Source organism: Chitinophaga sp. YR573 (genome assembly GCF_900110995.1).
GTDB lineage: Bacteria > Bacteroidota > Bacteroidia > Chitinophagales > Chitinophagaceae > Chitinophaga.
Window position 1 is genome coordinate 52,746 of record NZ_FOJF01000001.1, and the last position, 24,074, is coordinate 76,819.

The 24,074-nt window shown below is 43.1% G+C and carries 22 protein-coding genes; 7 read left to right on the forward strand and 15 right to left on the reverse strand.

Annotation, left to right across the window (positions count from 1 at the left end; translation table 11 throughout):
- Positions 1 to 32: 32 nt before the first annotated feature.
- Positions 33 to 521: a methylated-DNA--[protein]-cysteine S-methyltransferase gene (locus BMW86_RS00145; protein WP_089777784.1), complete on the reverse strand. Its 489-nt coding sequence runs from the start codon at positions 519 to 521 to the stop codon at positions 33 to 35.
- Between the two features lie 66 nt (positions 522 to 587).
- Between BMW86_RS00145 and BMW86_RS00150 the strand changes: the two genes are divergently transcribed.
- Positions 588 to 2,015: an aminotransferase-like domain-containing protein gene (locus BMW86_RS00150; protein ID WP_089777786.1), complete on the forward strand. Its 1,428-nt coding sequence runs from the start codon at positions 588 to 590 to the stop codon at positions 2,013 to 2,015.
- Here BMW86_RS00150 and BMW86_RS00155 read toward each other — a convergent pair.
- The 8 genes from BMW86_RS00155 to BMW86_RS00190 are packed head-to-tail and all read right to left on the reverse strand — an operon-like array spanning position 2,012 to position 8,957.
- Positions 2,012 to 3,121 (reverse strand): ABC transporter permease, encoded by a 1,110-nt coding sequence (locus BMW86_RS00155; RefSeq protein ID WP_089777788.1) that lies wholly within the window; start codon positions 3,119 to 3,121, stop codon positions 2,012 to 2,014. The two genes, BMW86_RS00150 and BMW86_RS00155, sit on opposite strands and share 4 nt — an antisense overlap.
- The gene (locus BMW86_RS00160) at positions 3,118 to 4,173 is read right to left on the reverse strand and encodes an ABC transporter permease (RefSeq protein ID WP_089777790.1); all 1,056 of its coding nucleotides are present in this window, start codon (positions 4,171 to 4,173) and stop codon (positions 3,118 to 3,120) included. Before BMW86_RS00160 ends, BMW86_RS00155 begins: the two co-directional genes overlap by 4 nt.
- Positions 4,174 to 4,183: 10 nt before the next feature.
- Positions 4,184 to 4,927 (reverse strand): ABC transporter ATP-binding protein, encoded by a 744-nt coding sequence (locus BMW86_RS00165; RefSeq protein WP_089777792.1) that lies wholly within the window; start codon positions 4,925 to 4,927, stop codon positions 4,184 to 4,186.
- Positions 4,920 to 5,822, reverse strand: coding sequence for an ABC transporter ATP-binding protein (locus tag BMW86_RS00170; protein ID WP_089777794.1), 903 nt, complete (start codon positions 5,820 to 5,822; stop codon positions 4,920 to 4,922). The genes BMW86_RS00165 and BMW86_RS00170 overlap by 8 nt, the downstream gene beginning before the upstream one ends.
- Complete coding sequence (locus tag BMW86_RS00175; RefSeq protein WP_089777796.1) at positions 5,803 to 6,714, reverse strand: HlyD family secretion protein; 912 nt, start codon at positions 6,712 to 6,714, stop codon at positions 5,803 to 5,805. The genes BMW86_RS00170 and BMW86_RS00175 overlap by 20 nt, the downstream gene beginning before the upstream one ends.
- 6 nt (positions 6,715 to 6,720) lie before the next feature.
- Positions 6,721 to 7,950 (reverse strand): TolC family protein, encoded by a 1,230-nt coding sequence (locus tag BMW86_RS00180; RefSeq protein ID WP_089777797.1) that lies wholly within the window; start codon positions 7,948 to 7,950, stop codon positions 6,721 to 6,723.
- 53 nt (positions 7,951 to 8,003) lie between these two features.
- The gene (locus BMW86_RS00185) at positions 8,004 to 8,612 is read right to left on the reverse strand and encodes a TetR/AcrR family transcriptional regulator (protein WP_089777800.1); all 609 of its coding nucleotides are present in this window, start codon (positions 8,610 to 8,612) and stop codon (positions 8,004 to 8,006) included.
- Positions 8,613 to 8,657: 45 nt separating this feature from the next.
- Positions 8,658 to 8,957, reverse strand: coding sequence for an ArsR/SmtB family transcription factor (locus BMW86_RS00190; RefSeq protein ID WP_255372815.1), 300 nt, complete (start codon positions 8,955 to 8,957; stop codon positions 8,658 to 8,660).
- An 81-nt stretch (positions 8,958 to 9,038) separates the two neighbouring features.
- Here BMW86_RS00190 and BMW86_RS00195 point away from each other — a divergent pair, with 81 nt between their 5' ends.
- Positions 9,039 to 10,451 carry an aminotransferase-like domain-containing protein gene (locus tag BMW86_RS00195; protein ID WP_089777802.1) on the forward strand — a complete coding sequence of 471 codons (1,413 nt, stop codon included), beginning with the start codon at positions 9,039 to 9,041 and terminating at the stop codon, positions 10,449 to 10,451.
- Here the strand turns inward: BMW86_RS00195 and BMW86_RS00200 are convergent.
- Together BMW86_RS00200 and BMW86_RS32665 are read right to left on the reverse strand one after the other, a co-directional pair.
- A complete protein-coding gene (locus BMW86_RS00200) occupies positions 10,443 to 11,054 on the reverse strand; it encodes a MarR family winged helix-turn-helix transcriptional regulator (protein ID WP_089777804.1) in 612 nt (203 codons plus the stop codon). The genes BMW86_RS00195 and BMW86_RS00200 overlap by 9 nt on opposite strands.
- A gap of 76 nt (positions 11,055 to 11,130) precedes the next feature.
- The gene (locus BMW86_RS32665; RefSeq protein ID WP_177189113.1) at positions 11,131 to 11,289 is read right to left on the reverse strand and encodes a hypothetical protein; all 159 of its coding nucleotides are present in this window, start codon (positions 11,287 to 11,289) and stop codon (positions 11,131 to 11,133) included.
- Positions 11,290 to 11,320: 31 nt separating this feature from the next.
- On the opposite strand from BMW86_RS32665, the gene BMW86_RS00205 reads away from it, so the two are divergent.
- From BMW86_RS00205 to BMW86_RS00225, 5 genes are read left to right on the forward strand one after another with little or no spacing between them, the layout of a single operon-like run.
- A complete protein-coding gene (locus BMW86_RS00205) occupies positions 11,321 to 11,818 on the forward strand; it encodes a hypothetical protein (RefSeq protein ID WP_089777806.1) in 498 nt (165 codons plus the stop codon).
- Positions 11,815 to 12,480: a hypothetical protein gene (locus BMW86_RS00210; RefSeq protein WP_089777808.1), complete on the forward strand. Its 666-nt coding sequence runs from the start codon at positions 11,815 to 11,817 to the stop codon at positions 12,478 to 12,480. The genes BMW86_RS00205 and BMW86_RS00210 overlap by 4 nt, the downstream gene beginning before the upstream one ends.
- Positions 12,481 to 12,499: 19 nt before the next feature.
- Positions 12,500 to 13,240 carry a sensor histidine kinase gene (locus tag BMW86_RS00215; RefSeq protein WP_089777810.1) on the forward strand — a complete coding sequence of 247 codons (741 nt, stop codon included), beginning with the start codon at positions 12,500 to 12,502 and terminating at the stop codon, positions 13,238 to 13,240.
- A 60-nt stretch (positions 13,241 to 13,300) separates the two neighbouring features.
- The gene (locus BMW86_RS00220) at positions 13,301 to 13,966 is read left to right on the forward strand and encodes a response regulator transcription factor (protein WP_089777812.1); all 666 of its coding nucleotides are present in this window, start codon (positions 13,301 to 13,303) and stop codon (positions 13,964 to 13,966) included.
- A 38-nt stretch (positions 13,967 to 14,004) separates the two neighbouring features.
- Positions 14,005 to 14,580: a histidine phosphatase family protein gene (locus BMW86_RS00225; RefSeq protein WP_089777814.1), complete on the forward strand. Its 576-nt coding sequence runs from the start codon at positions 14,005 to 14,007 to the stop codon at positions 14,578 to 14,580.
- A 92-nt stretch (positions 14,581 to 14,672) separates the two neighbouring features.
- Here BMW86_RS00225 and BMW86_RS00230 read toward each other — a convergent pair whose 3' ends face one another.
- The 4 genes from BMW86_RS00230 to BMW86_RS00255 form a co-directional block, all read right to left on the reverse strand.
- The gene (locus tag BMW86_RS00230; RefSeq protein WP_177189114.1) at positions 14,673 to 15,608 is read right to left on the reverse strand and encodes a BT_3987 domain-containing protein; all 936 of its coding nucleotides are present in this window, start codon (positions 15,606 to 15,608) and stop codon (positions 14,673 to 14,675) included.
- Between the two features lie 29 nt (positions 15,609 to 15,637).
- The gene (locus BMW86_RS00235; RefSeq protein WP_089777818.1) at positions 15,638 to 17,059 is read right to left on the reverse strand and encodes a SusD/RagB family nutrient-binding outer membrane lipoprotein; all 1,422 of its coding nucleotides are present in this window, start codon (positions 17,057 to 17,059) and stop codon (positions 15,638 to 15,640) included.
- A 29-nt stretch (positions 17,060 to 17,088) separates the two neighbouring features.
- Complete coding sequence (locus BMW86_RS00240) at positions 17,089 to 20,301, reverse strand: SusC/RagA family TonB-linked outer membrane protein (RefSeq protein WP_089777820.1); 3,213 nt, start codon at positions 20,299 to 20,301, stop codon at positions 17,089 to 17,091.
- Positions 20,302 to 21,666: 1,365 nt separating this feature from the next.
- Positions 21,667 to 24,024 (reverse strand): TonB-dependent receptor, encoded by a 2,358-nt coding sequence (locus BMW86_RS00255; RefSeq protein WP_089777827.1) that lies wholly within the window; start codon positions 24,022 to 24,024, stop codon positions 21,667 to 21,669.
- Positions 24,025 to 24,074: the final 50 nt, after the last annotated feature.

Consider the following 24,074-nt stretch of genomic DNA (forward strand, 5'->3'; position numbering starts at 1 on the left):
TTTGTGTTTTTCGACCAGATCAGATTTAGATGTTAGAACAACAGATTACTCCCGTATTTATGTTTCATCTCATGTTCCAGCAACCATCTCTTTCTCCATATACCACCACCATAACCTGTTAAAGAGCCATCACTGCCAATTACCCGATGACAGGGGACCACAATGGCCAGGTTGTTCTTACCATTGGTAGTACCAACGGCCCGGATACTACCGGGATTATTGATCCGTTTTGCAAGTGTGAGATAAGAAATAGTATGTGCATAGGGAATGGCTGTCAGTTGTTGCCACACTGTTTGTTGAAACGCAGTACCTGTTTGTTCCATGGGAAAAGTGAAGACTCGCAGACTACCAGCGAAATATGCTTCCAGCTCTTCTGTACAAAGGCGGAAAATATCAGGGAGAGGGCCCTGTTCGGGGATAATACCTTCTTTAAAAGACAATACATTAATAGCAGTGGCAGTACCACGCAGGGTTAAAGGGCCAACGGGAGAAGGAATGATATGGGTATATGTTTCCATCATTCAACTAAATTACAAAAAACAGATGCATTTTCTGTATTTTTGACCAGATCAGATAATTTTTTACTTATGTTAAAAACAGCAGAACATCTTTATCTTCAGATAGCTGACAAGCTGGAACTACTGATTTCCAAAGAAGTATTAAAAACGGGAGATAAACTGCCCTCTGTACGCACCATGAGTGAAGAACAGGGTGTGAGCATGAGTACTGCCTTCCAGGCATATTATCACCTGGAAGGGAAAGGACTGATAGAATCCAGGCCTAAATCAGGCTATTACGTGATCTTTTGCGCACGTCGCCTGCCGGAGATGCCCCAGAAATGTGAGGCGGTTAAAAAGCCGGAAGAAGTGACCGTGCATGATATGATCTCCAAAATGTTTGTGCAGGCTTCCAATAATGAAATACTGAAGTTTTCTTCTGCAGTGCCACTGGCATCCCTGTTACCTACCGCCAAGTTATCCAAAGCCATGATACAGGCCCTGCGGAATACAGATGGGGCAGGCCTTGGATACGAATCCACGCAGGGTAATGAACACCTGCGCAGGCAGATAGCACGTATGTCTATCCTATGGGGTGGCGCCGTGACCGAAGAGGATGTGATCACCACTTCAGGATGTATAGATGCACTGCACCTCTGCCTCTCCGCAACTACACAACCGGGAGATACCATCGCGATTGAAAGTCCGGCCTATTTCGGTACCCTGCAACTGGCAGAAAGCCTGGGCTTAAAAGTACTGGAAGTTCCTACTCATCCTGCTACGGGTGTGGACCTGGAATACCTGGATAAAGCCATTCCGCGCTTTAAGGTCAAAGCCTGTGTATTCGTAACTAATTTCAATAATCCATTAGGCGGCTGTATGCCGGATTCACATAAACAGGAACTGGTACGACTACTGGAGAAATATGATATTCCGCTGATAGAAGATGATATATACGGAGATATGTATTTTGGAAAAGAAAGACCATCAGTATGTAAGACGTTTGATAAGAACGGACTGGTACTGTTATGTAATTCCTTCTCCAAAGCACTGGCGCCGGGATTTCGTGTAGGGTGGGCGCTCCCTGGTCGTTATAAAGACAAAGTACTGCAATTGAAACGTACCCGCTCTATTTCCTGTGCTTCTTTGCCAGGTGCTGCTATCGCTCATTTTTTAGAGAATGACCGCTACGAGCATCATCTGAGGAATACACGTAAATCCCTGCATACACAATATTTACGGCATTTACAGGCAGTAACGGATTACTTCCCGGAAGATATCTGTATCACCCGTCCGCAGGGCGGTTTTGTACTCTGGATAGAGTTAAACAAAAAGATCAATACGTTTGAACTATATGACCAGGCATTAAAACATAAAATATCTTTTGCTCCCGGCCGCATCTTTTCTTTACAGGAAAGATATGGCAACTGCCTGCGTATCAGTTATGGTAATCCCTGGAGTAAACCAGTGGAAGATGGTATTAAAACGATCGGACGATTAATTAAAAAGATGAGTTAAGCTGTTTTCCGGTAGTTAAATATTGCCCATCCATTCAGTATTACTGCAAATGCTATTTCTATCAGCAAGGGGATTTTGATATCACTGAACCCACTGCCTTTTAGAATGATCATCCTCATTACATCTATAAAATAGGTGACAGGTGATAACCTGGCTATTACTTTCCCCCATACCGGCATATTATCTACAGAAATAAATAATCCGCTCATCAGGATAAAAATGATGATGAAGAAAAACGCCACAAACATCGCCTGTAGCTGTGTATCACTGTAAGTAGATATCAATAGTCCAAAGCCCAGCAAAGCTACCAGGTAGACAGACAGGAAGCCGTACAATAAGAATAAGTTCCCTACGGGGATGATACCATATACCAATCGTGCTATCAGCAGTCCTATCGTAAAATCTATCATTCCGATAATCCAGAAAGGGATCATCTTTCCCATGATAAACTCCCATTTTTTTACAGGTGTTACATTGATCTGCTCTATCGTTCCTACCTCTTTCTCTTTTACAATATTTAATGCCGCAATAAAACCACATACCATTGTTACCAGTATCACCAATATCCCCGGTACCATGTAAATACGGTAATTCAGATAAGGGTTGAACCAATCCGAAGAACGGATATCGATCCCGGTATTTGCTTGCTGCGGGAGTAACTTCATTCTTATCTCACTGTTAAAATCTGCTAAGATGGTATTGAGATAAGAGCTGCCTAATCCTGCTTTGGTACCATTGATAGCATCAGCTGCCAGGTAAATGGGTTCCGCTCCTTCCTTGATTAACTGCTCTTCGAAATTTGCCGGTATTTCTATGATGATATCTGCTTCTTCACTTTCAATCTGTTTCATCGCTTCGGGAAAAGAAGCAGCGTTACCTGTGATATGAAAATATCCAGAAGAACCTATTTTAGACAGTAATTGTTGAGAATAACTGGAATGATCATGATCTATGACTGCCAGGTTGATGTTCTTTACATCAAAATTAGCGGCCAGTGGCATTATCAGCAACTGGATCACCGGCATGATAAAGATGACAGGCAGTAAACCTTTATCCCGGAAGATCTGTTTAAACTCCTTCTCCAACAGAAATCTTAATGTTCTCATGCCAAACGGATTTTAAAACGTTTAATACTGATAGTAAGCAGTGTGACAGTCATACCTGCCAATACCAGTGTTTGTTTCCAGACAGCCCAGAATCCCAGACCTTTTAACATCACCGCTTTTACAATGAAATAATACCAGCGGGATGGAATGAAATAAGAGATGATCCGCAAAGGCAGGGGCATATTTTCCAGGGGGAAGATAAAGCCCGTAAAGAGGATCGTAGGCAGCATCATTCCCATCATCGATATCAGCATAGCTGTTTGCTGAGATTGTGTCACAGAAGAGATTAAAAGGCCCAAAGAAAGGCAACTGATAATGAACAACGTGCTTTCCGCAAATAATAACAACAGACTACCTCTGATGGGTACGTCTAAAACGAATACACTCAGTAATATGATCAGGATGAAATCCACTAATGATAAAACGAGGTAGGGTACCGCCTTTGCCAGTACTACATAAGTAGGATTAAAGGGAGATACCAGTAGTATTTCCATGGTGCCATTTTCCTTTTCACGGACGATGGACACGGATGTTAGTGTGGTACAGATGATCATCAGTACCAGGGCTATTACACCAGGTACGAAGTTCATGGAGCCGTTCAGCGCAGGGTTGTACAACATTCTTGTAACCGGTATTATCTGGTAAGGCTGTGCTGACGGCGGCTGTATGATAGATGTTAAGTAGTTGGTTAATGTCTTGGCAGTATTGGGATCAGATGCATCTGCGATAATCTGGATGCGTTTTTCGTTTTCAAAATCTGCCGGGAACACGACTGCACAGCGGATATTCCCTTTTTTGAAAGCCGCTTCCATATCTTCTCCCGGTTCTATATCGAAGTATGAACTGGCATTGATCTTTGCTATCAGTTGTTCTGATGCAGCATCCTTTGCCTGATCTACCACGATGATTTTTGCATTCTTTACCTCTGTAGTCAATGCATAACCGAATAACAAAATCTGCATGATAGGTAATCCGAACAGGATCAGCAATGTTCTTCTGTCTCTAAATACGTGGTAAAACTCTTTTCTGACAAATACCAGGAATTGTTTCATGGGTGTTAGTTTAATCGGCTGAACGTTTAGCGCCTCTTGCCAATGCATAAAATACTTCGTCCATTGTCTCCGCCTTGTATTGCTGTTTCAGGTTGGCAGGTGTATCCAATGCATCTATACGTCCATCTACCATGATGGAAATACGGTTGCAGTATTCTGCTTCATCCATGTAATGTGTGGTGACGAAGATGGTGATACCACTGTCTGCAGCATCGTATATTAAATCCCAGAACTGTCTGCGGGTAACAGGATCTACGCCTCCGGTAGGTTCATCCAGGAAGACTATTTTAGGCTGATGGATGATAGCGACGGAGAAAGCCAGCTTTTGTTTCCAGCCTAATGGCAGTTCTCCTACCAGTTTCTTTGATTCACTATGCAGACCCAGTTTATTGATCAGCCCCTCTCCTTTTTCTTTTAACTCTGCATTTGTTAATCCGTAGATCCCACCATAGAAACGGATATTTTCTTTTACGGTCAGGTTCTCGTAGAGAGAGAATTTCTGGCTCATATATCCTATGTTTTTCTTGATGGATTCCTGTTTGGTAAATACATCGTAACCGGCTACGGTAGCTTCTCCTGAACTCGGGAAAGATAATCCGCAGAGCATACGCATGGCGGTGGTTTTACCGGCGCCATTGGCACCCAGGAAACCGAATATCTCTCCAGTGTTCACCTCAAAGGAGATATTGTCTACAGCGATAAAATCACCGAATCGTTTTGTCAATCCTTTACAGGTAATTGCTTTTTCATTCATGCTTTAAGAGTAATCTGATAAAACAATCTTCAACACCGGGTGCTACTTTTTTTATGACAACATCCGTATGTTCCTTTACATAACCTGCTAGTGCATTTTCGCTGATACCTGATACATGCAGGTATTCCCCGAAGGCATAACAGCTACCATAGGCACGTAACTCTTTTAGCAGCTGATGCATATTCCCGGATTTCACCGCATACAACTCATCCGGGTAAGCCTGTTTAATAGCTGCGGGCGTATCTATAGATAAAATACTGCCGCTTTGCATCAACGCAATTCTCTCACAGAGATCTGCTTCGTCCATATAAGGAGTAGAGACTACGATAGTGATACCCTGTTGTTTTAAACGTTGCAGCATTTCCCAGAATTCCTTTCGTGACACCGCATCTACACCAGTAGTAGGTTCATCCAGGAACAGTACTTCAGGGCGATGAATAAGTGCGCAGCAGAGCGCCAGCTTCTGTTTCATCCCACCAGATAATTTGCCCGCCCTTCTTGTTTTGAAAGGGGCTATCTGTTCATAGATATCCTTTATCAGTGAATAGTTCTCTGTGACAGTGGTGCCAAATAAAGTAGCAAAAAACTCTAAATTTTCTTCTATCGTTAAATCCTGGTATAAAGAAAATTTACCGGGCATATATCCCACCCGTTTTCTTATCTCCCTATAGTCTTTTACTACATCATATCCATCTACTGTAGCCACACCAGAATCTGCCAGTAATAAAGTAGTGAGGATGCGGAAGATCGTAGATTTACCTGCCCCGTCGGGGCCTATCAATCCAAACAGTTCTCCACGTTTTACAGAGAAAGAGAGCTCTTTTACGGCAACAGTTTCCCCGTATGTTTTTGTAATATTATTCAGCGTAACAGCGTCAGAACTTTGTTGTGGCATACATCCCTATTTTAAGATAACCATCATTCGGTACTCTTATTTTGATTGCGTATACCAGGTTGGCGCGTTCGTCTTTTGTCTGGATACTTTTAGGAGTAAACTCCGATTTATCCGCTACCTGGTAGATCACCCCTTTGTATGTTTTAGTATCTGTGGTCACCTGTACGGTTTGCCCCAGTTTAATCAGTGGCAGTTGCCCTCCCGTGATATAGGCTTTTAATGTCAGCGTATCCAGGTCAGCTATTTTATACAATGCTTTACCGGTAGCTGTCATTTCTCCTTCCAGGGCGTAACGGGCTAACACAGTACCTGAAAGAGGATTGACGATCACTCCTTTCCTGATCTGGTCATCATATTGCGCCATGGCTTTTTCCAGCGGAGTTTTCTCACTCAGCACACTGCGGTTCTGGGTAGCTACATTGGTAGAGCTGACCGTTAACTGCTGCCTTGTAACATTCATTGATTGCTGCAACTGATCTACCTGTGCATTGATATCATCCAGTTGTTTAGGTGTAGCAGCATCTGCTTTCACCAGGTTCACCGTTCTTTGTTGTTCATGCAGCAGTTGTTTCATCTGCGCTTCCTGCACAGCCAGTTGTTTCTTCACCAGCAGCAGTTGTGGCTGCACATCAGTCGTCTTTTCACCCAAGGCCATAATGGATGCCTTTACCTGTTCTTTCTGCAGGGTGATGCCTGTTACATCAATCTGCCCAACCACAGCTCCTTTATGTAAAGTATCCCCTTCTTTCACTATAAAAGAAAGCAGTTGTCCGTTCTGTTGTGCAGACACGATCACTTCGTCTGCTTCAAAATAACCGGAGGCATCCCCTTCATCCTTTTTACCCGTACAGGAAGCCAGGAGCAGGAGCATAATAGATAATGTGTGTTTCATATGCGATTAATTACCGGAAGTGTTTTTACTGTTGTATTGTATCTGTAGCAACTGGATTTCATGTAATACCAGGTTTTGCCTTGCCTGGTTCTCTGCGTTCACCTGACTGATATAATCATGAGAGGTGATGACACCGTTTTCTAACTGTGCCACGGCAGCGTTTTTAACAGAAGTACGCAAAGCAATGATCTGCTGATCCTGCGAGATCATATCGTCGTATTGTTGTGCATTCACCTGCTGCTGTGTTAACGTTAAGCGGGTATTAAAAAGGAATGTTTCCTTTTGTACGTCCAGGTCCTGGCGATTGATACGCAATGTCTGCTTATTATTATGGAGTGTATACAGGCTGTTCAAAGACCAGCTGAGACGAAGGCCGCCCATACCGAATACACCAAAACTGTTGTCTACAATATTATAGGTAGGTCGTCCATAACCACCTTGCACAAACGCACTTATTTTAGGCAGGTAGTTCGACTTCAACTGTTTTTCCTGGATCTCATAAGTTTGTTGCTGACGAGCATATAAACTGAGTTCCGGCCGTTTGATATCTGTAGGGATATTTATAGCAGCGGGCTTCACTAAAGTAGTAACAGGCTGATTGATGAACAGGGCCAGCATCTGCATATATCCATTTTTAGTAGCCGTCAGTTGTGTACCTGTCTGCTCTACATTCAGCAATTCGGCTTTCAGTTCATCTGCACTGCTTCTCAGCGCGGTACCATTATCCACCGCTCCCTGCATTTTATGGATCCCACTTTCAATATCCGTTCTGCGAAGATCATTCTGCCGCAGTTGTTCCTCTGATAAAAGAATACCGAAGAATAACTGGCTTACCCTGTCTTTGACAGCATAAAGGTTTACTTCCAGCTGTTGCTCCTGGGTGGCGGTAGCTGCTTTACTTAGTTCATTCTGATAGCGGATACTGCCACCATCGTATAGGGTCTGACTGATCTCCGCCTGTACCTTATACTGGTCCTTACTTAATTGAGGGACACCGGGCAGCGGAAAATGCACTACATCCGACTGATAAGTAGCCTGCCCGGAGAAAGACAGCTGCGGCAGGTATCCTTTCGCCGCATTCTCCACAGAATAGGCCCCTGATTTGTTAATTAACTCCCGCTGTTTGATAAGCGGGTAGTTTTTAGTGGCCAGTTCATAACACCTGTCCAGGGTAAGTGGTTCCTGTGCCAATGCCTGTGTACTATATAACAGGCATATCCAAACGAGATATCTCATAATACTAACTGTTTAATCTAACCATATGGTTAATTACCAGGCAAAAAAATATTCTATACTTTAATCCATGCAAAAATTACTTCTGTTATCACCTTTTTCCTGTCTTCCATCAGTATATTATACTGTACACTATCCAGTTGAAAAATACCCTGTGCCAGTGGCCGGGCTACAAAGGGGAAAATGCAGAGTGATAAGATATTCAGGAGCAGTTGTATAGGACTCACTTCTTTAATCTGTCCCTGTTTACCTGCTTCTACAATTTCCTTCAGAAACAACAATATATTAGGAAAGTTCCCCATTGTTTTCAGCCGTTGTATAAACATTTCCGGTTGCTGGTTGATCTCATTCAGCACAAACATGGGCAGATAGGGCGCATCAATCACACCATCTATATAACTCTCCACAATAGCCGGAATTTTCTCCAGCATTGGCATCGGCTGGTTGAGTACTGCACTCAGGCGACCTAACACCTTACCTATTGCCTCATTAAATACGATCTCAAATAGTTTATCCTTACTACGGTAGTAATAGTGCAACATGGCTTTATTGATCCCGGCTTCGTCTGCAATGTCCTGCATACGTGCACCAGCCAGCCCGCGTTTAACAAATATCTTCTTGGCCGCTTCAATAATCAGTTCCTCTGTATTTCTCTCTTGTGCCATTGCAACTAATTGATTTAACCATTTGGTTAATGCAAAGGTAATGGATTAACTCAATTTTCCAAAAAAGACGGATAAATATTTCATCATCTCTTTATTGATGGTCAATTGTACGGTGCGGCCGGTCTTATCATAGATAAGGACCCCACTATCGACCAGGATCTTTATATGATGGGAAACTGTTGGCTGGGATAACCCGGTTAACTCAGTTATTGCACAACATTGAATAGCTGTTTGTTGCGCTGCTGCCAGCAGTATAGATAAGCGGTGCTTGTCCGCTATAGCATTTGCCGCCTTTTCTACCATTGCTGCATCCATATGGTAAAAATATAAAATTTTATACTTCATCCCATGTTTGTGTAATAATTGGCTGATATACAACCAGAAAATACATTTATACGTATATAAAATAATATTCGTGAGCCAACCATGAAGAGTTTCAGACATGCGCATTTGCAGTTGTCCTTTAACAGCAGAGAGCCTATTTACCAGCAGATCAAAACGTACATTATCAATGAAATACAACGGGGAAGACTACTTCCGGGCGTATTGCTACCGGGTACCCGCATCCTGGCCCAGCAGCTGAAAGTGAACCGGAATACCATTATTACGGTGTACGAACAGCTCACGGCACAGGGATGGCTGTCCTCTCAATATAAGAGTGGGACCAGGGTAAGTGATTCCATACCTTCCGGAAAACAACTGGAAAAGCCGGCCCTCATCAACATTGATTTTCCTGTTTTTGATTTTAAAATGACACATCCCCATTCCAGGGGCGGTTTTGAGATTACGTTCGACGACGGACTGCCGGATGTAAAGCTGATGCCCGTCACGGATATTACCCGGGAATGCCGGCGCCTGCTGCAACAATATTCCAACCAACAGCTTTATCAGTATAGCAGTGAACGGGGTAACGAGAAATTACTGACGGAGATCAATGTTATATTAAATAATGACCGGGGCCTTGCTATGACCACGGCGAACATTTGTGTTACTCACGGACACCAGGATGCCATTTATCTGACAGCCCGGACTTTATTACGGCAGGGGGATCATGTGGCGGTGGAATATCCTGGTTACCAGCCAGCCTGGAATGCTTTTACACAGGCAGGTGCACAACTTCACCATATTCCTGTAGATCATGCAGGGATCAGTATCGACCATCTGGAAGAGCTGTGCAAGAAACAGACATTGAAAGCGCTGTATATCACTCCTCATCATCAGTACCCTACGACTGTAACGCTTTCGACAGAACGCCGTAAACAGTTATTGGTTTTGAGTGAGCTTTATCATTTCATGATTATTGAAGATGATTACGATCATGAATATCATTTTAATAAAGAACGGATATTACCTGTGGCGGGAATGCAGCAGGCAGGTAATGTCATTTATATAGGCACTCTCTGTAATGAGTTTCCATTGAGTTTTGTTTGCGGTTCTGCTGCATTTATTCATTCTCTGGCAGCTTATTATTCAGTGACCCATCAACAGGAACATAACATACTGGAACTGGCTATCGCCAGCCTTTTAGCTTCGGGAGATATCAGAAGACACCAGCAGTATAGCCGTAACATTTACCAGCAAAAGATGGAACTGGCGGCCAGTGTTATTCCTTTTACCAAACCTTCAGGTGGCCTGGCAATCTGGCTGGAACTGCCTTTGGTAAACACTCCGGCAGAGATATTACAGAAGATACAGTCAGGCGGCATGAACATTGTGAATCCTGCACGTTATTATAATGCGTCACATCGTGGCGCTATGGGTATACGTGTGGGTTATGCTTCTCTGGAAGAGAAGGAGATCTTAAATGGATTGGAAAAACTGGGGAAGATATTAAGATAGAGAAGAGTGATACATGCAATCCAGCTGTAGCTCTGAAGATAATAAACGCTTTTGCAGGAACAGACATTCATGCTGCCGTTTCTTATTTCCACTATAGTGTGCACAGTTATAACACATCCTCTGTACACCACCTTTATCAGGTGTTATTAATCCGGCGATAATTGAATATACCGACTGATACAGGAGCTTTTTTTCCTGAGCAGGCTTATTATTCAGCAGATGTTCTATCTGCCCCATATATTCTCCTGCCTTTTGCAACATTTCTGTTCCTGTGGGAGTTAATACCAGCGAAAAGCTGCGACGGTCGCGTTTATCGTTATGCATTTCCAGCAGTCCTTTTGTTACCATTGAGCCTACGGCATCGCTGATAGTAGGACGGCTTACCTGTAATTCAGCTGCAATGTGAGCGGCTTTGTTTACTGTTGGTGAATGATATCCTACAAAAAGCAGGATCTGTAACTGTAGAGGGGTGATACCTAAAAGCCTGGCCTGTTCCCACTGCATCGCTTTCAGCATATCACTGAGTCGTTGCAGGGACAACACCAGCCTTGCATCAAGGTCTGTCAGTTGTTGTTCCGGACTAAAATTCGTTTTCCTGTTCATTGTTCAGCCCACAAAAGTACACCGGCCCGTTTACCCCTGCCAGTACCAGATGATTATTTTTTACCCCTTTTCTGGACTACCCTGCTGTATATCCTTTTTCCTTATCTTTATTGGCAATCGCCCCGGCATAAGACACATTACTGTAATCAGCATCAATTAATTTCACGTATAAATACGCTATTTTTTCAGCAATAGTACCCGGCACCATACCGGCCATATCAGCTAATTTGCACACTTATTCAACAATAAAACCACAATCATTTATTATGAACCGCAATGTTATCGTACCCCTCTTCCTTATTGTGTTCCTTACACAATGTACCCCCCAGCGGGATTATAAAATTCCCCTGGACCCCGTAAAAGCAAGCCGGCACGTAATTTCCATACAAGAAGCTGAACAACTGAAGAATGGTTTCCAACAGGCGAAAAAAGAACTGCGCCGCCAGATACCGGGCAATTACCTGGACAGCGCCTTTAACCTGCCGGATGCAGAGATGTTTAACCGGGATGCTATTGCTGCCCTGCTGAATGCCAAAGGCGCTAAAAACCTGCGTATTTATCTGGGCAGGGATGAAAAAGGACAGGTAAGGTTTGTATTACTACCGGCAGATGCTGAAGGCAGAGATATTCTTACCACCCTTGTTCCGGGACCAAGAGCTGTAAGCGTACCGGGTATTTCGAGCGCTACTGCCCGTGATGGTGCCCAGGCCATGGAAAGTGGTCAACGCTGTCCTCCGATGTGTCAAACTACACAAGATAAATGAATACAATAAGTGCTTTCCTGATAAGCCAGACTGTTCTTATACCGTTATTGATAGGGCTGATCCGCTTCAACAGGACTGTTGCCAGCTTTCAGCCCTTTCTTTTACTACTGGCACTGGCTTTTATTTCAGAAACGATCGGTTTTATCTGTATCCGCGTGCTGGATGCAAGTAATGCCGCACCGTTCAATTTGTACGGACTGGCAGAATCCATGGTGATCCTCTACCAGTTTTATGTATGGGGCTTCCTCAAAAGAAAGCGCGTTTTGTTTATTGTACTAGTGAGCGGCATCAGCTCCGTGTGGATCACAGAAAACCTGATTTTCAATAAGATAGAATCATTTAGCCCTGTTTTCAGGGTGTCATACGCCTTCGTAATAGTCTTACTCAGTATTAATGAGATCAATTTTATGATTGTGCGGGATAACAAGAATCTCCTCAAAAACTCCCGTTTCCTTGTCTGCCTGGGGTTTATCACCTTTTTTATCTACCAGATTATCTACGAAGCCTCATACTTTGTAGGGACAGATAATTCAGCATTGCTTTTAAAGATCGTTTCAATGTTTAATTCTATCAATGCTTTCGTAAATTTGATCTATGCTATAGCCGTTCTCTACATTCCGGTTAAAGAAGAATACTACTTTAACAAACATTTTGATGCATAGCAGATAGCGTTAATACCCCATGATTGATAAAATATTCTATACGACTGTCTTCATCTCATTGCTGATTGCTATCATCATCATATTTTTCGTGGTGTCTATCATCCTGTATCACCGCAAGTATATACAGCTGCAACGGGAACGCATAGTAGCAGAAATCACTATCCTGGAAAATGAACGCAAACGGATGGCGGCAGATCTGCACGATAGCATGGGTCCTCTCCTCTCTACTATCAAACTGAATATCCATAGTATTCATGTTACTGACGAACCGGATAAACATATTATTGAAAAATCGGGGAAGTATATTGATGAAGTAATCCAAAGCCTGCGGCAGATCTCTCATAACCTGTTACCAGCTACCCTGGAGCGTAAAGGATTAACAGAAGCCCTGCATGAATTTATCAGACAGATATCTGATAAACAATTACTGGATATTCATTTTCGTACATCCGGTAATATTGACATTCCCCCCAACAGGGAAATCCACGTTTTCAGGATCATACAGGAGATTACTCATAATACGCTGAAACATGCGAAAGCCACTCAGATGCAGATAGTTCTGAGCCGGGAAAACGGTTTTTTCCTGGTGCTGATAAAGGAAAACGGGATAGGGTTTGATGTTAAAAAAGTAAAGGCAGAATCTACCGGACTGGGAATGAAAAGCCTGGCCATACGCACGGATATCCTCAATGGTTCTATCTCTATAGACTCTACACCAGGCCAGGGGACCAACTATTTCATTAAAATACCCGTTGAATAATGTATATTTATGGCCAATAATTTATTGAGAGCCACTTCATACCCCCAAGATTAAACTTACATGAATCACGACATCCGATTAGTGATCGCTGACGATCATGAAATTTTCCGTGATGGACTAGCATTAATGCTTTCCAGGCAACCGAATATTGCGCTTGTCGGACAGGCAGGCAATGGCCGCGAACTACTCGAATTACTGGATACCGTGGAAGCAGATGTGATCATGACGGACCTGAAAATGCCATTAATGGATGGCATTACCGCTACCCGTGCTTTATTACAGAAAGATGCCAGCGCTAAGATCATCGCCTTGTCCATGTTTGATGAAGAGGAGCTGATAGTGGAAATGCTGGAAGCGGGCGCTAAAGGTTACCTGCTGAAAAATGCAGATAAACAGGAGATTATAGAAGCCATTACCTGCGTGTACCAGGACAATATATTCTATTGCCGCCAGACCTCTGCCAGACTGGCCGCCATGATCGTGAAAAGCCGTTTCAACCCTTCAAAAGATGCTGTCCCTGCTTTTACGGAACGGGAAACAGAGATCATCCGCCTGATATGCCAGCAGCTTACTGCCCAGCAGATAGGAGATAAAATCTTCCTTAGTAAACGTACGGTGGAAGGTCACCGTACCCGGATCCTTGAAAAAATGAATGTCCGGAATACCGCTGGTGTAGTGGTATTTGCGCTTAAACACAATCTTATCAGTGAAGCCGAACTACTTTAGGCTATAAATCATGAAATCCCCTGCTTATCTTTGCCTTCATGACACGTATTGCCCTTATCCGTCATGGAAGTACCGCATGGAACAAAGAAGGTAGAATGCAGGGAAGCACCGATATCCCCCTTGATGCAGAAGGTATCCTTCAGGCCCGGAAATTAGGCTTGCGCCTCTCCGACGAACACTGGGACCTCGTATATAGCAGTCACTTATCCCGCGCCAGACAAACCGGTGAAATTATTGCTGCCCATTTGAAGATTGACAATTTTTTCCAGGATGAACGCCTGCGGGAAGTATCCGGAGGGCAAACAGAAGGCACTTCTGAGGAAGAGAGGATCGTTAAATGGGGACCTGATTGGCGGCAACTGGAACTGGGCATGGAAACAGAAGCAGCGGTTTGTGACAGAGGGCTTGCTTTTATAGACGATTTACTGGAAGCGCATGCGGGAAAACATATTCTGATTGTGAGTCATGGTAGTTTTATACGCCATCTGCTACGGAAACTGGCCCCTTCCCTGACTATTACGGAGCATCTTAAAAACACTTCTGTTACCCGGTTTACTATTAAAGACAACCTGTGGGATTGTGAATTATATAATTGCACTAAACATCTGGTATAAGTTTTTCTTTACTCCTTAAAAACGCTGCCCCACCTTTTGTGAGACAGCGTTCATTCTACTAGGGATCCGGGATAGTATTATAATTTGTCAGGCTACTGCTTAGTAAGAATTTCCTCGGTAACACGCCATCCGGTGCCTCCCAGGTATCCATATCTTACATAAAAAGTGCCGGTTGCCGGATCATATGTATTATTACATAGCGCAGAACTGCTCCATCCTGCCGTATAACCAGGGTTCGTACTTGGCAATCCATCGGTGAACATGGTATACGGTGCTCCACCAGCTCCTGCGGCGGCTGTGATCGTTAAAGCATTGGTAGCATCATCTACTGTGATAAGTGCCGTATATCCTGAACCACCTAAGTCCCCCAGTGAAACAGTTATACTATTAGATCCTGCAGTTTTCACATCTTTGGTAGCGCTGAGCGCACGCGGTGAAGACGGATGATAAAAATATCCTGTTGAACTATATGTACCGTCATATTTGTTCTTTACGCTCAGAAATACCAGGATAGTATCAAGATCAGACAATGCTGTTATACCGGTACCAGTCACTGATAATGTGAATGCCAATGCATATTTATGCGTTACGTCCCACTTTGAACCATCCAGTGCAATAGAGAACTCTCTGGCAAAATCGCCGGAGCTGAATGTCAGATCATATCCTGTGCTGTTTGCTACAAAAGAAGAATTTGTCAGTGTGTATAAACTGTCTGGCAACGCTTCAAAAGTTGTGCTGTTTGTTGTATTATAAGTGTCGATCAGTTCCGGGAGACTGGTCAGCTTAACAACAGTGGCCGTTTTCAGGCTCTGTGAACTGTTCGCGTCTTTTCGCACACTGAAAAGGCCTATTGTATCGACGGTAGTAAAAGGAGTAAAATAGAGCGCGTTTTGAGGCGCTTCCAGGAACTTAATGAATGTATCACCTTCTGTTCCGAGATCTTTGACATTATCCTTCAGGCAGGATGTGAGCAATAAAGTACCCAGTACAAAGACAACAGCTATATGAATGCTTTTATATTTCATCATTTTCTTCATTTAGTAATAAATAAAAAGGATCATTGATCCCACCATATTTTAGAATCCTGGGAATCCCCTCCGCTTAATCTGGCTGCTGCTGCTGTGACGTTATCACTATTGCTGCTATACTCAGAGGAAGCATAAGTATATCTCCTGGGAATTTCCTTCGAAGTATTGGTGGCAGCAACAGCAGGAGTCAGCGCGGGGTATCCGGTTCTTCTCCATTCTGCCCATCCTTCATTACCATTAGGATAAGTAGCGATATATCTTTGAATAGCGATTTGTTGAAGATTTGCGCCAGTTCCCTGTGCTGCGCTGAAAGCAACGGCAGATTGTGTGAAATAGGAAGCCGCCGGAGCACTCAGGCCCCACTGTTCGAAAGACAAATTGATACCGTTCTGATACAGCGTCAGGGCAGTTTCTGTTGTCCAGCCTCTGTCTGCAGCTTCTGCTCTTGCCAGGGCTATCTGTGAAGCAGTAACAAACGTTACCACACCGCCCGCAGCAGGTCTGTAACTTTCGGCCAATATACGGGCCCAACCAGTATTGGCGTTCGCCCATGTTTCTATATCCGTACGCGCTAATCCATAAGGTACTCCTGTGGTAGAGCTGCCATATGCATCCTGCCTGCCATCACTGAGAGAGCCTAGTAAACTTACCATTGGCGCACTTTCACCAACATCTTTCCGGCCATCATATAAATTATACCAGGGACTTTTGTACCCGTCGCCAGGATAGGTAAGAGAAAAATTCTCCGCATTTAAAGTGATATATCCGGCAGCATCTGCTAATGCGGCCTTAAATTGGGTAGCAGCAAAATCTGAAGCAGCAGGATATTTTTTAGTTAACCGTAAAGCCATCATCATCCTGATGGAATTAGCCAGTTTTTTCCATGAAGCAACATCACCGCTATAGACGATATCTCCTGTAATAAGGGAGGTACCGGCATCGAATTGTGTGATAGCGTCTGTGAGTTCCTGGATACAGCCTTTGTAAATCTCCTCCTGGGTATCATATACCGGTGTACCGTTCCCCTTCAGTGCTCCACTATAAGGAAGATCGCCCCATCTGTCTGTAAGATTCCAGTAAATATATGCCTTCAGGATCCTGGCCACAGCATTTTCATTGTTGCTGGTATTGGTATTAATAATATTCTGAAGGTCTTCCAGGTCGGAGGAATAATAACCTGCAAAGGAAGCTATTAAACTGGAGCTGGCATAAAGACCAGTGCCGGGATATTGCGTTTCTGAAAAATACTGGCAGAAAAGTCCGCCAGCAGTACTGGTAGCATAGTTGGCGCCAAGATCTACTTCTACGCCGGTCAGCAAAGCACCTACCAGTGGTGTGGTAGTTGAACCCGGGTCCACATTTGTATTTCCGAAATCGCTTAGTTTATTGCAGGACGCCACCATGATCACCAATGGCACTGCACTTATTATATTCTTTATATGTTGTCTCATGGATAATTAAGTTTTACGGTCAGCAATAATTAGAAGCTTACTTTCAGGTTAAGACCCAGTCCACGGGTGCCTGGCAACTGGCCTTGTTCACCACTTATATAACTAACCTCTGCCGGATCCAGATCTTTTGTTTGTGCATACAGCAGCAGTGCATTTCTCACAACCAACGAAAGCGTAGCAGTTCTGATATATTTTTTTGCAGTGCCTTTAAAAGGGATCTGGTATCCAAGGGAAACCTCACGCAGTTTTATAAAAGTCAGATCATATACATACTCATCAAATGTTGAGTGACTGTACAGACCCTGGTAATAAGCCTGTGAGCTTATATACATTTCTTTGTCCTTTCCGTCAGCATCTACACCTTTCACGTGTACACCACCACCCTGAGCAAGGGGATCACGTACAGATTTGCCCTGATCATTCACAGCAGCAGTTCTGGCTGTAAGACCAGAATAAGATCCCCACATATCAGACAAGGAAAAGAATTTACCACCTGCCTGATAATCAATATTCACATTCAGCAGGAAGTTTTTATACTGAAAAGTATTCTGAACACCACCCGTAAATCTGGGTAATACACTTCCGAAATATTTAAATTCACTCGCATAGCTACCATCGTCATTCACTACAGGTTTACCTTTTATGCGCTTAATACCACTTCCGTAAAGCTGCCCCCATTCCATACCTTCCGTATGCAGCACATAAGGTGTAGATGTGCTCCAGATAGTACTAACCGAATTAGTGGAAGTTACACCGGTAGCTATCTTTGCGACCTTGTTTTCCAACAGGTATGCCCAGGTGGCATTAACTTCCCACTTGAGGTTCTTTGTTGAAATAGGTCTGCCATTCAATGTGATGTCAATACCTTTTTTGGTTATTTTTCCTGTGTTCGTCAGTTTGGAAGTAAATCCACTGGCTCCATTGATAGTAACGGAAGTAGGAATATCGTTCTCTGTACCATCCCAATAAGTGACAGAAGTTCCTACCCTGTTATTCAGGAATCTCAGCTCTAATCCTATTTCTTTCATCGTTTTAACAGAACCATGGATACTTGAATCTACCAAAGCATCTGGTGTGTACATGGTGATGTTACCATTCCATTGATAAGTGCCCGGAGAATAAGTAAACCCTGGATAACGGTAAGCACCGAAGGTAGTGGTACTAACCCCTAAAGCCTGCGGTACCTCACCCCATGACGCGCGAAGTTTACCAAAACTCAGGAACGGTACTTTTACTAAATCACTGAATATAAAAGAGGCTCCGACTGATTTTGACAATACGGAATTATTATTCGGTGGCAGTGTGGAATACCAGTCTTTACGCAGTGTAAAATCTGCAAACAAATAGTTTTTATATCCTACACTTCCCAATCCATAGAGCGCGTGATATGCTTCCGCAGTTCTTCCATTGAAGACAGTTGGTGTACTCTTGGAATTAGAGATAGAATAAAGGTTTGCAACGGTCAGTCCATCTACTGTGCTGGCTCCGTTTGATTTAAACACATATTTGAAAAAATCACTACCTGCTGTTGCATCTACCTGGAACTGGCCGATCTTTTTAGTGTATGCTGCGGAGAATTCGACATTACTTCTGTTTGCATAAGTATTAGCGGTTGCATAAGAGGCCTTCACACCTGTCTGGGTTGCGCTGCTTTGCAATGCAGATGAAACGATTGTTTCATACCAGGTAGTATTCTGCTGTTTACGGTAAGTACCTTTTATAGATATATCATTAGTCGGTTTATAGGCTAATGATATATCTCCATACAGCCGGTCATTTTGTGATACGGGTTGGATCTGATTAAAATAGTTGTAAAAGTTATACCAATAATTACCACCCAGGAATGTAAGTTCATCGGCAGAAGAGGCATAAGTAGTAGGATCGTTATGGTTCCAGCTGGCATAAATGCCGGAAGGTGTTTTCAGGTTCTGCAATTCTTTCATGATACCCATATTCAGATCCCTATGAAACCAGGAGTTAAAGGAGCCTGAAGACTGGTTGGCATAACCCTGATTAAACTGTCCGTTTGTTTTGGTATTGATATAATTGAGACTCGCAGTAGCTACAAAATGTTCGTTGAGATCCATTGTAGAATTAAAGTTCAGCGTATTTTTCTGCTGACTTGAATTTGGAATCAGACCCTTTATAGCAACATTCCCATAAGAAAGACGCAGGTTGATATCCTTGCTTGACTTTGAAACGCTTATTGAGTTATTCAGGGTAGTACCTGTATTCCAGAAATCCCTGGTGTTATTGGGCTGAGGTGTGAGGGAAGCCGTTTTATAAGAATATTTAGTTCCGCCATACCATGCATACCAGGGAATATATTCCTGTCCTGTCATACGAGGTCCCCAGCTGGCATCATCGGAATAGTTATGATAATACTTTCCGCTAAGCGCCTGCCAGTCTGTGGGCTGGCCTTCCTGCCATGTATATTTGATAAGATCGGCAGAGTTACCACCAGCATATGAGTTTTGGTAATGTGGTACTACATAAACTTTATCTACGGTAGCGCCGATGTTCACATCAACACCAATTCCACCCTCTGCACGTTTACTTTTTTTAGTAGTCATAACGATAGCGCCGTTTGCACCCTGGCTTCCAAACTGCGCAGCAGCAGCAGGTCCCTGCAATACGGTAACGTTTTCGATATCGTCCATATTTATGTCATTGGGGCTCGGCAAAATGGTACCATCAACAACATAAAGAATGTCCTGATCTCCGCCCAGGCCACTGGTACCACGAAGTCTTACAGTACCTGTAGTACCCAGCATAGCAGAAGACTGGCTTCTAACCTGTATACCTGCTACTTTACCTGCCAACGCATTGTTCAGGTCAGTCTGGCGGATAACGTTCAATTGTTCTCCACCGACAATCTGCGCACTGTATGAGGTACTTCTTGATGACCTTTTCATGTCGTATGCACCTGTTACAACAACTTCTTTCAATGCTTTGTCATCTGTTGATAATACTATTGATACATTATCAGCAGCGGGTATTTCTTTTTTAGTATACCCGATTGCAGAAATAATCAGTACATCTCCTTCTTTCACTTTAATGCTAAAGCTTCCCTCAGGATCAGATACTGTTCCTGTTGAAGTTCCTTTCAACTGGATCGTAGCAAATGGGACAGGGCTTCCGCTCCCATCTGTAAGTTTTCCGGTAATTTTTTTTGTTTGCCCATAAGTCATAGTGCTGATGAGCACCTGCAATGCGAATAGCAGTGAGGCGAATTGTTTCATGCATGTTGATTTTGATTGAAAAAATAGATTGCCCTATCCCCTGGTTGTACAGGCAATTGCAACAGTTGGTTTGTAGCGTTTGTAAGACAAAGCATTCCCCTTACCATCACTATAACGGTGATGGATATATGGCAAAGCATTCCCCGTATCATCTCCGGAACGGTGATGACCTATAGTTTTACAATAGTAATTGCGGTTTTAATACAAGGCAAAGGAATACCAGATCCGGAACGGTTTGCCGTATGGATTCATTTGTTCACCGATAATAAAACAATGCTTACTGTAGGGAAATTTTTGTAATGCGCTTGTGAATGTACCCTTATGTACCTGATGATTGTTTAATCAATAGGTATATAATCTTTTTCGCTATACTTCCTGTTTGCCGGATGAATAAGACTTGCACAGGTCTTTCCCTCTTGAAGGGCGGTGTAGATAGTTGCTCTCATTTGTTACGATTTGGTTGATGACAAGATTTCATTGTTAAACGAACGATTTACTAATATTGGTTGACCATAAATATCCTGATCTGAAAAGTATTTACAACTGTCTTGCAGTGTTGTAATACGTACTTGTTTGCCAGATAGATTTATCTGGCAGGTAAGTTTGTTGTAGTCATTAAAATTTACGCTGATAACGTTCCATTATCTGTACGATACAATGCTTACTTCATATTGTTCACTCATTATTGCCCCGCAAATGGAAAGGTGTTTTTACGGCTCTCTGGCATACTAATTTATCACTGTCTGTTACAATAGTTATCTGTCCTCTAAAGTTGTTGGTTGCATTCTCACAAGCATGATAAAATTACGTAATTAATCAATAACTTGATAAGATTACCCTTTTCTTATCTAGTAAAATCTATAAAACGGATATATTTCTCGACTATTCTGCGAAAACGTACCATAAAAACGTGATTTAATATCCTTTGGGATGCTGTTTCAAAGCCTTGTATTCCTCCCTACCAGGTCCTGATATCTGTGGAAATCCTATATCCCTTCGTCATGGAACCCTCATTCCTTCGGCACTCTTTCATCATTCCTATATCGTTTGGATATAGGAATGCCGGTAGAATGATATAGGAGTGATATAGGAGTGATGAAGGAATGATGATAGAATGCCAGTACCAGCGCCTATTTTACCCCTGTTTTATGCCTTTACATGTGGGCATAGGGAAACAGGGCCGAAATTGGCCTATACAGGTTCATTTAAGCTGTTTGCGACATAATACGAAGGCAAGCCTACAGACCTCGCCATTTCGCCTAAAAACGACTATTGAGAAGGTGTTTTGGGTGGTTACTGATAAAAAAGGGGCCAGCCCCGTAAGGCCAGCCCCCTGTCTAAATAGATTTATAACAGTTGTAAGGATTAAAATTTAAGACTAATACTACCAATGAAACGGGCAGGGTTCTGAGGCGTCAGTCGCACAGACCATGCTTTTTCGCTGGTCAGGTTATCTACCTTAAATCCTATACGGAACTTGCTGTGTTCGTAAAAAACTGATGCATCCAGCAGCGTATAGGAAGGAATGATCACTTTAGCTGTTTTGGTGTTCGTCTGGAAAGAGGCGCTACCTGCGTTACCGCCAAAGCCTGCACCGAATCCTTTCAACGCACCCTTGGAAATGTGGTAGCTGATCCAGAAGTTCAACGTCTTATCAGGGCCGGATAATGCTGGCCTTAATCCCAGGATAGAAGAGTCTCCATGTGTGTATTTGCTGTCGTTATAAGCATAACCGGCAACAATGTTCAGGCCTTTCACAGGGTTAGCTGTCAGTTCGAGTTCCACACCTTTACTCTGCTGTGTAGCATCCTGGATGGAATAGCTGGCATCGTCCGGATCTGTTCTTAAAACATTCTTCACACGGATATCGTAATAGCTGATGGTACCAACCAGTTTATGGTCCCATACATCCGCTTTAATACCCCCTTCAGCCTGGTTACCCTGTTCGGGTTTGAATGTATTACCATTTTTATCTGATCCTCCCCTGTTAAAGAAGCCATTCATATAACTTCCAAATACAGAGAGTTTATCTTTATACAGTTCGTATACCAATCCCAGTTTAGGAGATAAAGCCGTCTGGTCATAAGCACCGGTAGTGATGGCAGTAGTCATATTATATACACCCTGACTATGGTAGCGGTCTACACGTAAGCTCAGCATCGCCATCAGATTATTCGTGATGTTGATGACATCAGAAGCATAAGCAGCATAGGTATTGTCTCCGTTATTTTCCACACGGGGAACGGCTGTAGGCGCCAGGGCCAGTGAATCTACTTTACTCTGACTTAACCTGTAACCTTTACCCGGATTGATGAAATTAACAGCAGGAGCATTTACTGTTACCCTGTCGAATGAATTGGAGTTATTGTAATAATCCAATCCTACTACTAACCTATTACGGAAAGGACCGATTTTAAAATCTCCTATAAAGTTCTGTTGTATATCAGTAGCGATAAAGCTGGTATTACCTACTATTACCTGTGGGCGGATAGTAGTATCAGAAGCGCCTGTTAGCGCAGTGATGTAACCGTCGATTGTAGAACGTGCACGGGAAACCACTGTCTGGGAAGTCCATTTATCGGAGATCTTATAGTTCACCTGTGCGAAAATGTTCATCATCTGTGTCTGGTAAGCAATATCATTGCTTATGAACATACGATTATAAGGGAACTTCATGTCTGCAATAGACTGTATTTTGTTGCTCTTGGTGTACGGGTTGAAACGTACTACAGAAGTCCCTTTTGCCTGTCCAAATTCTACATCCAGCAATAATGAAAGGCGGTCTGTGATCTGGTAAGAGAAACTGGGCGCCAGACTAAGACTACGGGTGAAACCCATATCCTGGAAGCTCTTTTCAAAAGTGGTAGCGCCATTCAACCTGAATAACATCGTTTTTTCTTTGTTAACAGGTGTATTCACATCTACAGTAAGGCGGTTGTAGTTCCAGCTACCAGCCAAAAAAGCTACTTCCCCACCGAAAGCGTTATAAGGCTTTTTGGTAACACGGTTGTACAATCCGCCATAACTGCTGGATACATTTGTACCGAATAAGGTAGCAGAGGGCCCTTTGATGGCTTCTACCCTTTCCAGGTTGGCATTATCAATAAAAGAAAAGGCAGCGCCCGCCACACCATTTCTTGCATTAGGTTCTGTTTCAAAACCACGGGAACGGAAAGTAACCCTGCCCTGGTTAGCCAACATCGGAATACCGGCACCGGGCACATTTTTAGAGACACTTCCCAGATCCACAGCCATTTGTTCCTCAATCAATTCCTTTGGAACAATGTTGTATACCTGTGGGTTCTCCAGGTTCTTTAAAGGCAGACGGCTTACGTAAATACTTTCCTTTTTGGAAAATTTATTCGTAGTCCCTACTATTCTTACTTCCTGTAAGGCCCGGATATTTTCTTTTGTCAGCTGGTAATCGAGTATGGTTGTTTGTCCGGCAACAACCTCTACCGTCTGGTCATTTTCCTTAGCACCCAGCATCTGGATCCTTAAAGTGTATTTACCAGGAGCGATATCTGTGAACTCATATTCTCCTTCATTGTTGGTAAGCGTTTCTTTCTTTAACTCGACTAATGATATTGAAACAAGTTCTAATGGTAATTTATCTACTGAAGTGATATGACCTGTAACTTTCCCTGTATTTGATTGTCCCTGAGATATAAGAGGAAGACTAAAAAGTGCCACCAGAACAGCACTGATTAAAAATCTTGGCATGTACGAATTTTTTGCAAAGGTAGCATACGTTTGCGCGGAGCGTTTATCGA